Here is a 13,896-nt window from a genome sequence, read left to right on the forward strand (position 1 = left end):
AACTTAAACGGTTTTTACTGTTTTTTTATTTTTATTTTGAAATGGATGTACAAATTCCAACTAGGATTGCATATATCCGAAATGGATAATTAAGCAAGTGATTATTAATTTGACAATACATAGATTTAAACCTTATTTTCTCATGTGAACAAAGCCTTATTTTAATCTAAATTAAGCCCTAAATGGACTGTTTATGTCTGTCAAACGACTTGAGTATTTATACTGATAATTTCAAAGAAATTAGGATAGATATGATAAAATAAAGGTAATGGTACGAATAGGGAGTTACTGAAATGATGTTTAAAGTAAAACTTTTTGATGCTAAAGGAAAAGAACTTGAAATTGAAAATAAAATCATTGGTGAACTCGTGTTTGAATCTAAACAAGCATTTGACCATTTTATTAGAGAATGCTTACCACCTGACTTCCAATATAAAGTAATTTCTAAAAAGGTAAATTCAAATAATGATAAGAAATAATTTTTGCTTATTAGTTCTTTTTATTCGTCAACTATAACGCTTGCATTTGTCTTTTTTGTGGTTCGGTTAATAATGTATCCAACCCAAAAGAATAAAAACTGATTATTATGCTCAAATTCAATTAAAAAATACAAATGTTAAAATGTGGGTATAATGGGTAAAATATACAATGATGCAACTAGAAAAAACTACCAAGAAACAAAAAGAAGGCTGTATTTTTAGCCTTCTTTCCAAAAGATTGCTTTAAGATTTAAAGAAAGCACAACCAAAATAACGACTGCCACATTTTTGAACAGTCGTTTTTCTTCTCTCTCATTTTTTTAACTCAAAATTCTTTTGGCAATTAGAAATCCAAAAGGGTAAAGATTCTGTAATTTTTGTTTTACGTATCTGGCTTTGTTTCAGTACGGAGTTTATGTAAAACTCTCCTTTTTGTCTAAACCCATGTAAGAAGATCACTTAAAATTAAAATAGTTATAATAACACTTCATGAGTAATTCATAAGGAGGTCTAGGTTTTTTTATGGAGGTTAGTTATGTTCAAGTGAGGTTAACATCGGGAGAACTACCAGTATCATGGGCATTAGCTGTAAGTCGGACATTCATAATGCGATCATCTAGACAAATATTTGTGAAACTCCCTTATTTTGTATATCAGTTATTATTCAACCATCTTTATTTATCCAATGAAACAACATCTTTTCACCGATTTTAATTTCATACTGCATCAACAACAACATTCTTCTTTTCTGTCCCCTTAACTGCTAAACTAATCTCCCCTATTAAAACAATCTTTATAAAGAAATAAACATTTATAGATGCTAATTTACTAAATGTAATATAATAAGTTTATTCCTATTAGTTATTAGCTTTAAAACCGATTTCATTAAGTCCACTTTCATTAAGTCCACTTTTTAGTAGATACAGATCGGATTCAAGCCATGTTACGAAGGGGGAAGCGGAGACATTTCCTGATATCCTGAAAAAATTAAGCGCGCTGCCAGCCTATGAATCTTTGCTTCCAGTTCCGCAGTCTTCCATTATAAACAATAAGCGATTTGTAAATGACAAGAAAGTGACCGATCACTATGCCATCATCCCTACTGAGCAAGTGAAGGATCCGGAACGTCTGCCGGAAGATGAACGGAAAATCTATGATCTCATCATCCGGCGCCTCATTGCGGCACACTATGAAAAGGCTGTATTTGATTATACGACCATTCTGACATTAGTGGATAAACGGGCAGAATTCGTGTCGAAAGGGAAACAGCTGATTCAAGAAGGCTGGAGAAAAGTGATTTTCCAAAAAGATTCAGAAGAAGAGGATGTTCTGCTTCCGAATTTACAGGAAGGTGAGTCAGGCAAGGTCTCTAAGGTCAAAGTGAAGGAGGGGCAAACTCAGCCGCCTAAGCGTTATACGGAAGGGCAATTGATCACTCTCATGAAAACAGCAGGCAAACATTTAGATAATGATGAGCTTGAAAAAATTCTGAGTAAAACGGAAGGACTTGGAACTGAGGCAACAAGAGCAGGAATCATTACGATGCTGAAAGACCGGAAATATATCGAAGTCAAAAGAAACCAGGTGTATGCGACAGATAAAGGGAAAATCCTGATTCATGCAATTGGCGATAAAATTTTGGCATCGCCAGAAATGACGGCAAAGTGGGAACAGCGTCTTCATGAAATAGGCAAAGGACAGGCAAAACCAGCCGTTTTTATGGAAGCAGTCAAAAAAATGTCCTCCAAGATTATTACAGATACAGTTGATCATGCTGCCCGCTGGGATTTCAGCGGCATGGATATCGAATCTGTACAGGGAACCGGCAAGAGGAAGAGAAGAAGTGCTGCCTCCCTTGGCAGCTGTAAGTTATGCGGTGACAAAGTCATTGATAAAGGTACATTCTACGGCTGTGCCGGCTACCAAAAAACAAAATGCCAGTTCACAATTTCTAAGAAAATACTAGGCCAGAAAATCAGCGCCGCTAACGTAAAGAAAATTTTGTCAGAAGGACAATCAGCGGTCATCAAAGGTTTCAAAAAAGGCGAAAATGCATTTGATGCTGCCTTGAAATGGTCTGAAATGGAGAAAAAATTAAACTTTGATTTTCCTTCTTTGAAAAAAGAAGCCCGGTAACCGTAAAAAATGACTGCGGTTTTTCGTCCCGAATCAGGATTTGCTTGTTTCGGGACTCCTTATATAGTAAGATTTTTAAGATAGTGTTTGAATGGGAGGATATTCAATGCCTACACCTAGTATGGAGGATTACATAGAGCAAATCTATTTATTGATAGAAGAAAAAGGGTATGCCAGGGTTTCAGATATTGCAGAGAATCTTTCTGTGCATCCATCTTCCGTCACAAAGATGGTTCAAAAATTGGATCAGGAAAAATATCTGATTTACGAAAAATACCGCGGGCTGGTACTGACACCTAATGGCAAAAAAATTGGGAAAAGGCTTGTATACCGCCATGAACTTCTGGAACAGATGCTGCGGGTGATCGGCGTCGAAGAAGATAATATTTACCGGGATGTTGAAGGGATTGAACATCATCTAAGCTGGAATGCCATTGACAGGATTGGTGATTTAGTAGAATACTTTGAAGAGTCATCAGAACGCGTAGCAGAATTAAGAGCTGTCCAGAAAAGAAATGAGGAGAGCGGGAAATAAAGTTTGCGAGCTCGATGGACAAAGATATCATTTGAAAAATAAGCCGCTGCCAGCGGCTTATTTTTTTGTGTGCGCCCGGCATGGGTGCAGTCTATAGGGTGAGAGTCCCGAACCATGAAGGCAGTAGTAATGGTTAGCTTAACGCAAGGGTGTCTGTGGTGACGCAGAATCTGAAGGAAGCGAGCGGCAAACCTCCGGTCTGAGGAACACGAACTTCATATAAGGCTAGGTACCATTGGATGAGTTTGCACAACAAAACGAAGTCCTTACTGCCGAAGGTGGTACAGAGTAAATGAAGCAGATAGATGGAGGGAAAGACTGTACTCTTACCCGGGGAGGTCTGATTGGAACGCCAAGTTCCCTTGGTAACCTATCCAGCGATGGACAGCTGAACAATCAGAAGTCAGCCGAGGTCATAGTACCATTCCAACTCGAGATGGAATGGGAAGGACTGAACTATTAGGAAGAACGAGAACTAGGCATATAATTCCTGTATAGAAGCAGACAATCCGAAAGGACTTACTTGAAGGAGGAAGTGGTGAATTCCACAGGGGACTTCATGAGGGTGGAGCAGGAATAACATAATTAGATTTCTACGTTCACGTCGAAAGGAAATATCACATGTTAATGGATCTGATTCTGTCACGGGAAAACTTAATAGAAGCACTTAAACGTGTGGAGAAGAACAAAGGGAGTCACGGCATAGATGGAATGTCCGTAAAATCCCTACGAAGACATCTCTATGAGAACTGGGAAACTCTTTGTGATTCATTAAGGGAAGGTACCTATCAACCTAACCCAGTCCGTCGAGTCGAAATCCCGAAACCGAACGGTGGAGTAAGATTACTAGGAATACCTACCGTGACAGACCGGTTCATTCAACAGGCTATCGCCCAAGTTCTAACCCCACTTCTTGACCCAACCTTCTCAGAACATAGTTATGGGTTTAGACCAAATAGAAGAGGTCATGATGCGGTTCGTAAAGCAAGGGAATATATAAGTGAAGGTTATAGATGGGTGATTGACATGGACTTGGAGAAATTCTTTGATAGAGTCAATCATGATAAGTTAATGGGGATATTAGCAAGTAGAATCCAAGACCGGCTGGTCTTGAAACTTATACGGAAATATCTCCAAGCAGGAATTATGATGAATGGTGTAGTCTATGATGCAGAAGAAGGAACACCACAAGGAGGTCCACTGAGCCCCCTTCTTTCGAATATCCTTTTGGATAAACTTGATAAAGAGTTAGAAAGGAGAGGTCACAAGTTTGTCCGCTACGCCGATGATTGTAATATTTACATGAAATCGAAGAAAGCTGGAGAACGAGTGATGAACTCAATTACATGCTTTATTGAGCAGAAATTAAAGCTCAAAGTAAATAGAGAAAAGTCAGCAGTTGATCGCCCGTGGAAACGAAAGTTTCTTGGCTTTAGCTTTACGGTCAATAAGAAACCGAAGGTTCGAATAGCCAATGAAAGTATTAAAAGGCTTAAGGCTAAAATACGGGAGTTAACCTCCCGTTCTAAACAAATTCCTATGGAAGTTAGAATCGAGAAACTAAATCAATATCTAACGGGATGGTGTGGATATTTTGCATTGGCTGATACACCAAGTAAATTTAAAGAATTTGATGAGTGGATTAGACGGAGACTCCGTATGCTTGAATGGAAACAATGGAAGAAACCGAGGACAAGAGTAAGAAAACTCAAAGGTCTAGGTGTCCCTGACCAAAAGGCATATGAATGGGGAAACTCCAGAAAGAAATATTGGAGAATAGCCTGTAGTCCAATCTTACACAAAACCCTCAATAACTTGTATTGGAGTCACCGAGGGTTGAAAAGTTTATATAATCGATATGAATTTCTGCGTCAAACTTAATGGAACCGCCGTATACCGAACGGTACGTACGGTGGTGTGAGAGGTCGGGGGTTAATCACCCCCTCCTACTCGATGCNGCCCGGCATGGGTGCAGTCTATAGGGTGAGAGTCCCGAACCATGAAGGCAGTAGTAATGGTTAGCTTAACGCAAGGGTGTCTGTGGTGACGCAGAATCTGAAGGAAGCGAGCGGCAAACCTCCGGTCTGAGGAACACGAACTTCATATAAGGCTAGGTACCATTGGATGAGTTTGCACAACAAAACGAAGTCCTTACTGCCGAAGGTGGTACAGAGTAAATGAAGCAGATAGATGGAGGGAAAGACTGTACTCTTACCCGGGGAGGTCTGATTGGAACGCCAAGTTCCCTTGGTAACCTATCCAGCGATGGACAGCTGAACAATCAGAAGTCAGCCGAGGTCATAGTACCATTCCAACTCGAGATGGAATGGGAAGGACTGAACTATTAGGAAGAACGAGAACTAGGCATATAATTCCTGTATAGAAGCAGACAATCCGAAAGGACTTACTTGAAGGAGGAAGTGGTGAATTCCACAGGGGACTTCATGAGGGTGGAGCAGGAATAACATAATTAGATTTCTACGTTCACGTCGAAAGGAAATATCACATGTTAATGGATCTGATTCTGTCACGGGAAAACTTAATAGAAGCACTTAAACGTGTGGAGAAGAACAAAGGGAGTCACGGCATAGATGGAATGTCCGTAAAATCCCTACGAAGACATCTCTATGAGAACTGGGAAACTCTTTGTGATTCATTAAGGGAAGGTACCTATCAACCTAACCCAGTCCGTCGAGTCGAAATCCCGAAACCGAACGGTGGAGTAAGATTACTAGGAATACCTACCGTGACAGACCGGTTCATTCAACAGGCTATCGCCCAAGTTCTAACCCCACTTCTTGACCCAACCTTCTCAGAACATAGTTATGGGTTTAGACCAAATAGAAGAGGTCATGATGCGGTTCGTAAAGCAAGGGAATATATAAGTGAAGGTTATAGATGGGTGATTGACATGGACTTGGAGAAATTCTTTGATAGAGTCAATCATGATAAGTTAATGGGGATATTAGCAAGTAGAATCCAAGACCGGCTGGTCTTGAAACTTATACGGAAATATCTCCAAGCAGGAATTATGATGAATGGTGTAGTCTATGATGCAGAAGAAGGAACACCACAAGGAGGTCCACTGAGCCCCCTTCTTTCGAATATCCTTTTGGATAAACTTGATAAAGAGTTAGAAAGGAGAGGTCACAAGTTTGTCCGCTACGCCGATGATTGTAATATTTACATGAAATCGAAGAAAGCTGGAGAACGAGTGATGAACTCAATTACATGCTTTATTGAGCAGAAATTAAAGCTCAAAGTAAATAGAGAAAAGTCAGCAGTTGATCGCCCGTGGAAACGAAAGTTTCTTGGCTTTAGCTTTACGGTCAATAAGAAACCGAAGGTTCGAATAGCCAATGAAAGTATTAAAAGGCTTAAGGCTAAAATACGGGAGTTAACCTCCCGTTCTAAACAAATTCCTATGGAAGTTAGAATCGAGAAACTAAATCAATATCTAACGGGATGGTGTGGATATTTTGCATTGGCTGATACACCAAGTAAATTTAAAGAATTTGATGAGTGGATTAGACGGAGACTCCGTATGCTTGAATGGAAACAATGGAAGAAACCGAGGACAAGAGTAAGAAAACTCAAAGGTCTAGGTGTCCCTGACCAAAAGGCATATGAATGGGGAAACTCCAGAAAGAAATATTGGAGAATAGCCTGTAGTCCAATCTTACACAAAACCCTCAATAACTTGTATTGGAGTCACCGAGGGTTGAAAAGTTTATATAATCGATATGAATTTCTGCGTCAAACTTAATGGAACCGCCGTATACCGAACGGTACGTACGGTGGTGTGAGAGGTCGGGGGTTAATCACCCCCTCCTACTCGATGCATTAGGGATTCATCAAAGAAAAACGCTGCCTTAAAAAAGGAAATTATCCGTTTTTAGTAGAAGAGTATAGAGAGAGTACTCTATGATTACTTAATCCATAACGAGTCCGCCGTCTACGACAAGATTCTGTCCGGTTACGGAACGGCTCCATGGGGATGCAAAAAATAGAACAGCATCCGCAGCTTCTTCTGGTGTTGTCACTTTTTTCAGAGGTGTGCTTTGACGTATGAGCTCGAAAACCTCTTCCGGCGTGGCAGAACTTGCATCCGTCTGTTCTAATAAGCCTCCTGACACCATATTTACAGTGATTCCCTTTTCACCTAATTCTCTTGCCATATTTCTAGTAAAGCCAAGAAGAGCAGCTTTGCTTGTGTTGTAGTCATGATAGGCTACAACAGGGTTTTGAAAGAGGTTCGTCCCAATATTAATGATACGCCCAAAATTTCGTTCGGTCATGCCGGGAAGAGCTGCCTGAACGGTATGAAGGGCTGCTTTAACGCTTCCTTCAAACTGCGTCTCATAATCAGTCCATGAAATAGTATTGGCGTTTTTTTTATTTACAGCATCGAATTTGAAATGTACTAAGGCATTGTTCACTACAGTTGTGATCGGTTCGCCGAAATGGTTTTTCGCTATTCGGAATAAATCTTGTATTTCTTCTTGATTTCTAACGTCAGCCTTAATCGCGATTGCCCGTTCAGAGCCGATTCTTTCAGCTGCCTCTTTTGCTTCTTGTTCACTGTGAAGGTAATTGATGACGACGCGTGCTCCTTCTCTTCCGAACGCTTTGGCAATAGCGGCTCCAAGTCCTTTGCTGCTTCCTGTAACTAACACGATTTGATCCTTCAATTCCACGTGATACATCTCCTTTTATGTAAATAAATAAAAAAGGCCACTCTGATGAGTGACCTGAAATACCGAAAAGAGTTCTATTTCAGTCACTTCCCTCCGCCGATATTAATCGGATCAGGTTCAAAGGGTCAGAGCTTGAACACTCTTCTCAGCCGCAATGTGCTCCCCTAGTGATACAAACAAAGTATAACAGAAGAAGATAGAACGGGCGAAAAAAACTGCTTGCAAAAAAATAACTCGATATACAAGTACAGAATTTAAAAGATAATAAATCCGTTAATATAAAAAGGAGATATACATATGAATAAAGAATGGACTGTGTCAGCGCAGGGGAAATGGGATGAAATGGCGGAACACTGGGCGGATAATTCCAGAAATATGTGGGAGTCCGGAAGCCGAAAAGAAATCATCCCTTTCCTGGAAACATATCTTCCGCCAGAAATCGAATTAGCTGATTTGGGCTGCGGTGATGGCTATGGGTCATGGAAGCTGGCGAAACAGGGATATAAAGTAACCGGTATTGATTTTTCTAAAGATATGATAGAGCTTGCGAAGGAAAAAGCGATGGATCCAGAAATCAGTGAACTTAACTTTTTGGCGGGGAATTTAATGGAGCTTCCTTTTGAAGCAAATATGTTTGATGCAGCACTTGCCGTCAATTCTTTAGAATGGACTGAAGTTCCTGTACGCGCATTGGCTGAGATGGAAAGAATTGTGAAACCTGGTGGGTTCATCTGCATTGGGCTGTTAGGACCGACTGCTGCACCGAGGATGCATGCATTCCGCAGATTATTTGGCGACAAAGTGATCATGAATACAATGCAGGCCTGGGAATTGAAAAAGCTGGCGGATACGATGGGCTGGAAGCTTAAGGGTGAAAAAGGAGTGCCGAAAAGAGGAATGAATTTTGCTGAACTTGGTCACTTTTCAGAGGAACTGAAGATGGCCGTTTCGTTTATGTGGCTGTTTGTTTTCCAAACAGCATTGGACAGATCATAATGGAATATACTTTGGCATGCAGATTTGTGGGTGAGAAGGGGCGGAAAGCTGAAAAGCCGGTTTTTAAACCGGCTTTCTGCATCAGGACCATTCATATGGAGTAAGCTGATATACATAGTAGTTCAGCCAGTTGGAGAACATGAGACTGCAATGGCTCTTCCAGCGATAAATCGGTATTTGTTCTGGATCATTGTTTGGATAATAATTCAAAGGAAGCGCAGTATCCAGTCCGCGCTGCCGATCACGCTTAAATTCTTCCCCAAGGGTAAAGGCGTCATATTCAAAATGGCCGGTGATCATGATGTTGCGGCCATTTTTTGACACGGCCATTAAAACACCTGCCTCCTCCGACTTTGCCAGCACTTTTAACTCAGGGTGGTCCTTTAGCTTTTCATAATCAATGTCTGTATGCCGTGAATGAGGGGCAAAAAAGAAGTCATCGAATCCGCGGACGAGGTCTTCATTTGGTATAAGGACTTCGTGCTCGAAAACGCCGAAGCATTTCTGGGGGAGCTCGAACTTTTCAATGCCATAATGATGGTAAAAAGCTGCCTGGGCTCCCCAGCATATATGTAGGTTGGATGTGACATTTTTCTGGGACCAATCCATGATCTGTTTTAACTCTTCCCAGTAATCTACCTCTTGAAAAGGAAGTTTTTCAATGGGTGCTCCTGTCATGATCAGGCCATCGTATTTTTTATCCTTCACTTCATCAAACGATTTGTAAAACTGATCTAAATGCAATTTGGAAGTGTTTTTGGAAGTGTGTGTTGAAAGCCTCAGAAAGGTAATATTCACCTGCAGCGGCGTATTTCCAAGAAAACGCAGCAATTGCGCTTCGGCTTTTTCTTTCTCAGGCATTAAATTCAGGATTACTATATTGAGGGGACGGATGTCTTGCGAGACCGCCCGCTCTTCATCCATGACAAAGATGTTTTCCTCCTCCAGTATTTCTTTTGCAGGAAGTCTTTTAGGAATTCTGATTGGCATGATGGGCCTCCTTCATTGTAAACATAATAGTCTTATTATATAGAATTTTTGAAAATATGAAAGTCATGAGCCCGGAAAAAGGGAATTTTAACACTGCCTGAGACGAAATGAACGATTTCAGCGAGGATAAAGTGTAAAATGAGAAGGGGCAGAAACCATGCCGGGACTCATTGAATTGGCGCAGCTGTGCTGCAAGAAAGAGGAGAGAGGTAATTGTTTGATCCAACAGCATTTGAGAATATGAAAGTCGTCATAGAAGGGGCCGTCTATGACCGCGATTTAATAGGCGATATTTTAGTAACAGACCGAGAAGAAACCGTAAATCTTTCAAAACTATCAAGGAATTATTCAATAGAATTTGAGCTGAAGCATGAGACGAAGCAGACAATGGAGAAAAAAATAAGGGGAACATTGACCTTAAATGCTTCCCTTGCCAATTTGGCTGCAGAACTCCTTACATCCCAAGTGAATGAAAAGGAAGCTGGAAGCTCTGTTGAAATATCCATTTGGATAAACATCCGTTTAAGCGAAAAAGAGATTTCAGCCATGAAACAGGAGCTCGAGCGAATTTGGGGAACAAAGCGGCTGATTGAATTAACGGTGACTGAAAATCAAAATAATCAGGCCGAAACATCTTGTTCATCGGCTTGGACTATCAGGTTTGGCCGTTTGGTGACAGAAGATCAAATGGACGATCTGGAGGATATGACCGAATACTTGATTCAGTCTTTGGAAATGACAGAAAAGATAGTCTCCAGATAAAAACAGATTCTAAGAATGGAAAACAGGATAGCTGAGATGTAAACTAAAGTGAGCAAAACAGAGGAGTGATTTTCTTGTCGATCTACGAGTTCAAAGTCGATAAAATTAATGGTGAGGCTGTATCTTTGGATGAATACCGCGGCAAAGTAATCGTTATCGTAAATACGGCAAGCAAATGCGGCTTTGCCCCTCAATATGATGATCTCCAGGGCTTGTATGAGCGGTATATGGATGAAGGTCTTGTCATTTTGGGCTTTCCGTGCAATCAGTTTTTGAATCAAGAGCCAGGCGATAATTTAGAAATTGATGCTTATTGCCGGCTCAATCGCGGCGTTACTTTTCCGATGTTTGCCAAAGTACTTGTGAAAGGCAGGGAGGCACATCCGCTTTTCCGTTATTTATCTGAAAATGCCCCGGGGATGATGGGGTCTAAATCAATAAAATGGAATTTCACGAAGTTCCTTATTGACCGGGAAGGAAACATCGTCAATCGGTATGCTCCGCAGACAAAGCCTTATGAAATGGAAGAGGACATAAAAAAACTTCTCTAAAAAGTCTTTATCCAAAAAGCAGGACAGCCTGGGAGCCGCCGAGATATAAGAGATTCAGCTGCTTTTTAGTCTGCCGGGAGTCCGGCAGGCTTTTTTTCTGAAGAAGCCGCCAAGACAGGAGAATTTCCGCACAGACAGAACCATGGTAGAATAAAGGATAGCTGCGGAGGGATTAGATGAAAAAAGAGTGGATTGAAAAAACCGAAGTGCGTGTAAAGGAACTATTGCAATCAGATGCAAGCGGACATGATTGGTTCCATATTGATCGTGTACGGAAGCTTGCCTTACATATAGCAGGAGCTGAACAGCGCGGCGATGCTTTTATCATTGAAATGGCCGCTCTGCTGCATGATATTCCGGATGACAAGATAGCCGGGTCTGAAAAGGCAGGACAGGTTAAACTTCAAAGCATATATCTGGGAATCGGACTTTCTGAAGACATGATTCCAAAGATCCAGGAGATTATAGATACCATTTCCTTCAGCGCTGGGTTCACAGCACTTCCTTCAGCAGAGGCTGAGATTGTGCAGGATGCAGACAGGCTGGATGCTCTCGGAGCGATCGGGATTGCCAGGACATTTGCCTATGGGGGGAAAAAGGGACAGCCAATGTATGATCCTGATCTTCCGGTAAGGGAGATGATGTCCAAAGAAGAATACAGAAATGGCAAGAGTTCTTCCGTCCATCATTTTTATGAAAAAATCCTGAAGCTTGAAGAAATGCTGCATACGGATACAGCAAAGAAAATAGCCGGGGAAAGGCATTCATTTATAGAAGAATTCTTACAGCAATTTTATAAGGAATGGGATGTAAAACTATGAAAGTATACAGTATGGAACATGTCACTAAAACCCAGGGGGAGAAGCTATTATTCAAAGAGATTTCATTTTCTGTCCCGCAAGGAGAAAAGATTGGAATAGTCGGCATTAATGGGACGGGGAAGTCCACGCTTCTGAATATCATTGCAGGCAAAGAAGAAACGGATTTTGGAACTAAAGATCATCCAAACGACTACCGCATTTCATACTTAGAACAAGAACCTGCTATGGACGGCGAGTCTACCATTATGGATTATCTGTTTGACGGAGATACACCGGTGTTCCGTTTACTGAAAAGATATGAGCACACACTGGCCAAGCTTCAGCAACACCCTGAAGATTCGGACCTACAGGCTCTTCTAATCAAGGAACAGCAGGAAATGGATGCCCTGAATGCCTGGGATACAAGTGCAAATGCCAAAATCTATTTGACAAAGCTTGGACTGCCTGATTTCAGTAAATTGATCGGCTCGCTTTCAGGGGGCCAGAAGAAGAGAGCGGCCTTGGCGAAGACACTGATTGAGAACCCTGACCTGCTTATTTTAGACGAACCGACGAACCATCTGGATTTTGACAGCATTTCCTGGCTGGAAGACTACTTGCAGAAGTTTCAGGGCGCTGTCCTGTTCGTAACCCATGACCGCTATTTCCTCGATCGGGTTTCCAGCAAAATTTGGGAGCTGTCTGACTCGCGTCTTCATGAGTACAAGGGCAATTATGCGGATTACCTGGAAGCAAAAGCAGTGAGAGAAGAAAACGAATCGGCGGAAAGAGGCAAAAAAGAGAGCCTGTTTAAGAAGGAACTGGCCTGGATTCGAACTGGGGCCAAGGCGCGAAGCACCAAGCAAAAGGCAAGGATTAAGCGATTTGAAGACCTCGAAGGAGATATAAAAGATAAGAAAAGCAAAGAAAGTCTTGAAATGGAAATGAACGGGACAAGACTTGGGAAAAAAGTGTTTGAGCTTAAAGGTGTAAATAAGTCGTTTGCCGGAGAAAAAATTATTGATTCTTTTTCATATCTCTTCAAACCTGGTGACCGAATCGGAATCGTCGGTCCAAACGGAAGCGGGAAATCGACCTTAATGAATATTCTTGCCGGCCGTATCGATATCGACAGCGGGAGCATGGATATCGGGCAGACCGTGAAGATAGGCTATTATACTCAGGAAAATACAGAGATGGACGGGAATTTGAGGATGATTGAATATATCCGGGAAACAGCAGACTCCATTCAGCTTAAAGATGGCTCCTATATTTCGGCCGCTCAAATGCTGGAACGGTTTCTCTTCCCGCTTCACACCCACGGCACACCGATCAGGAAACTTTCAGGCGGGGAAAAACGAAGACTTTTCCTCTTGAATATCTTAATGTCCGCTCCGAATGTTCTGTTATTGGATGAGCCGACTAATGATCTGGATACGCAGACGCTTACGGTTCTGGAGGATTATCTGGAGACCTTCCCAGGGGTTGTCATTACTGTTTCTCATGATCGATATTTCCTTGATAAAGTATGCACACAGTTAATTGCTTTTAAGGAAAAAGGCAGCCTGGAGTTTTTCTTTGGCAGCTATTCTGAATACATTGATGCCGCTAAAACGGAGGAAGCAAGTCCGCCAGTCAAGGAAGCTCAGCCGGCCAAACAGCGCCAGGAACGAAAAAAGAAGAAGCTGACTTATGCTGAGACTAAGGAATGGGAAGAAATTGAAGGGAAGATGGAACAGGCAGAAGAGAGGCTGAAGCAAATTACAGCTGAAATGGCTTCTGCAGGCAGTGACTATGAAGTGGTGCGCCTCCTTCTGACAGAGGAAAGCGAGCTGAACGAACAGCTTGAGCACATGATGGAACGCTGGGCGTATCTCGCCGAAAAACTGGAAGAGGAAGAATAACAAGTCCGCGGCCATGAATCTTGCCTGACTGTATGGTAGAATTCAG

The 13,896-nt window shown here is 41.7% G+C and carries 13 protein-coding genes, 1 pseudogene and 1 riboswitch; of the genes and pseudogenes, 12 read left to right on the top strand and 2 right to left on the bottom strand.

Annotated elements, in window-relative coordinates; all coding sequences use genetic code 11:
* The first annotated feature begins 293 nt into the window (after positions 1-293).
* From BQ4305_RS10475 to ltrA (BQ4305_RS10505), 7 genes and pseudogenes are all read left to right on the top strand, one after another.
* Positions 294-479, top strand: coding sequence for a hypothetical protein (locus BQ4305_RS10475; protein WP_110927734.1), 186 nt, complete (start codon positions 294-296; stop codon positions 477-479).
* A 924-nt stretch (positions 480-1,403) separates the two neighbouring features.
* Positions 1,404-2,615 (top strand): annotated as a pseudogene (locus BQ4305_RS10480) (DNA topoisomerase); the annotation flags it as partial.
* A 106-nt stretch (positions 2,616-2,721) separates the two neighbouring features.
* Positions 2,722-3,150, top strand: a complete 429-nt coding sequence (mntR, locus tag BQ4305_RS10485; protein WP_110927736.1) for a transcriptional regulator MntR — start codon at positions 2,722-2,724, stop codon at positions 3,148-3,150.
* Positions 3,151-3,442: 292 nt separating this feature from the next.
* Positions 3,443-3,613 (top strand): hypothetical protein, encoded by a 171-nt coding sequence (locus BQ4305_RS21445; protein WP_199880500.1) that lies wholly within the window; start codon positions 3,443-3,445, stop codon positions 3,611-3,613.
* A gap of 158 nt (positions 3,614-3,771) precedes the next feature.
* Positions 3,772-5,031, top strand: a complete 1,260-nt coding sequence (gene ltrA / locus BQ4305_RS10495) for a group II intron reverse transcriptase/maturase (protein WP_110926455.1) — start codon at positions 3,772-3,774, stop codon at positions 5,029-5,031.
* A 296-nt stretch (positions 5,032-5,327) separates the two neighbouring features.
* Positions 5,328-5,498, top strand: a complete 171-nt coding sequence (locus BQ4305_RS21450) for a hypothetical protein (RefSeq protein ID WP_199880500.1) — start codon at positions 5,328-5,330, stop codon at positions 5,496-5,498.
* 158 nt (positions 5,499-5,656) lie between these two features.
* A complete protein-coding gene (gene ltrA / locus BQ4305_RS10505) occupies positions 5,657-6,916 on the top strand; it encodes a group II intron reverse transcriptase/maturase (protein ID WP_110926455.1) in 1,260 nt (419 codons plus the stop codon).
* 166 nt (positions 6,917-7,082) lie between these two features.
* Here the strand turns inward: ltrA (BQ4305_RS10505) and BQ4305_RS10510 are convergent, their stop codons facing one another.
* On the bottom strand, positions 7,083-7,847 hold the full coding sequence (locus tag BQ4305_RS10510) for a 3-oxoacyl-ACP reductase (protein ID WP_110927737.1): 765 nt from the start codon (positions 7,845-7,847) through the stop codon (positions 7,083-7,085).
* 71 nt (positions 7,848-7,918) lie between these two features.
* A riboswitch (TPP riboswitch) is annotated at positions 7,919-8,023 on the bottom strand.
* Positions 8,024-8,144: 121 nt separating this feature from the next.
* On the opposite strand from BQ4305_RS10510, the gene BQ4305_RS10515 reads away from it, so the two are divergent.
* Positions 8,145-8,843 (top strand): class I SAM-dependent methyltransferase, encoded by a 699-nt coding sequence (locus tag BQ4305_RS10515; RefSeq protein ID WP_110927738.1) that lies wholly within the window; start codon positions 8,145-8,147, stop codon positions 8,841-8,843.
* An 81-nt stretch (positions 8,844-8,924) separates the two neighbouring features.
* Here the strand turns inward: BQ4305_RS10515 and metA are convergent, their stop codons facing one another.
* Positions 8,925-9,833 carry a homoserine O-acetyltransferase MetA gene (metA, locus tag BQ4305_RS10520; RefSeq protein ID WP_110927739.1) on the bottom strand — a complete coding sequence of 303 codons (909 nt, stop codon included), beginning with the start codon at positions 9,831-9,833 and terminating at the stop codon, positions 8,925-8,927.
* A 213-nt stretch (positions 9,834-10,046) separates the two neighbouring features.
* On the opposite strand from metA, the gene BQ4305_RS10525 reads away from it, so the two are divergent.
* The 4 genes from BQ4305_RS10525 (at position 10,047) to BQ4305_RS10540 (ending at position 13,850) form a co-directional block, all read left to right on the top strand.
* Entirely contained in the window at positions 10,047-10,595 is a 549-nt protein-coding gene (locus BQ4305_RS10525) for a hypothetical protein (protein WP_110927740.1), read from the top strand.
* A 74-nt stretch (positions 10,596-10,669) separates the two neighbouring features.
* Positions 10,670-11,146 (top strand): glutathione peroxidase, encoded by a 477-nt coding sequence (locus BQ4305_RS10530; protein ID WP_110927741.1) that lies wholly within the window; start codon positions 10,670-10,672, stop codon positions 11,144-11,146.
* A gap of 176 nt (positions 11,147-11,322) precedes the next feature.
* Positions 11,323-11,967, top strand: a complete 645-nt coding sequence (locus BQ4305_RS10535) for an HD domain-containing protein (RefSeq protein ID WP_110927742.1) — start codon at positions 11,323-11,325, stop codon at positions 11,965-11,967.
* Positions 11,964-13,850, top strand: coding sequence for an ABC-F family ATP-binding cassette domain-containing protein (locus BQ4305_RS10540; protein ID WP_110927743.1), 1,887 nt, complete (start codon positions 11,964-11,966; stop codon positions 13,848-13,850). Before BQ4305_RS10535 ends, BQ4305_RS10540 begins: the two co-directional genes overlap by 4 nt.
* The last annotated feature ends 46 nt before the right edge of the window (positions 13,851-13,896 follow it).

The sequence above is a fragment of the Bacillus massiliglaciei genome (assembly GCF_900098925.1).
In the GTDB taxonomy this organism is placed as follows: Bacteria; Bacillota; Bacilli; order Bacillales; family DSM-1321; genus Peribacillus; species Peribacillus massiliglaciei.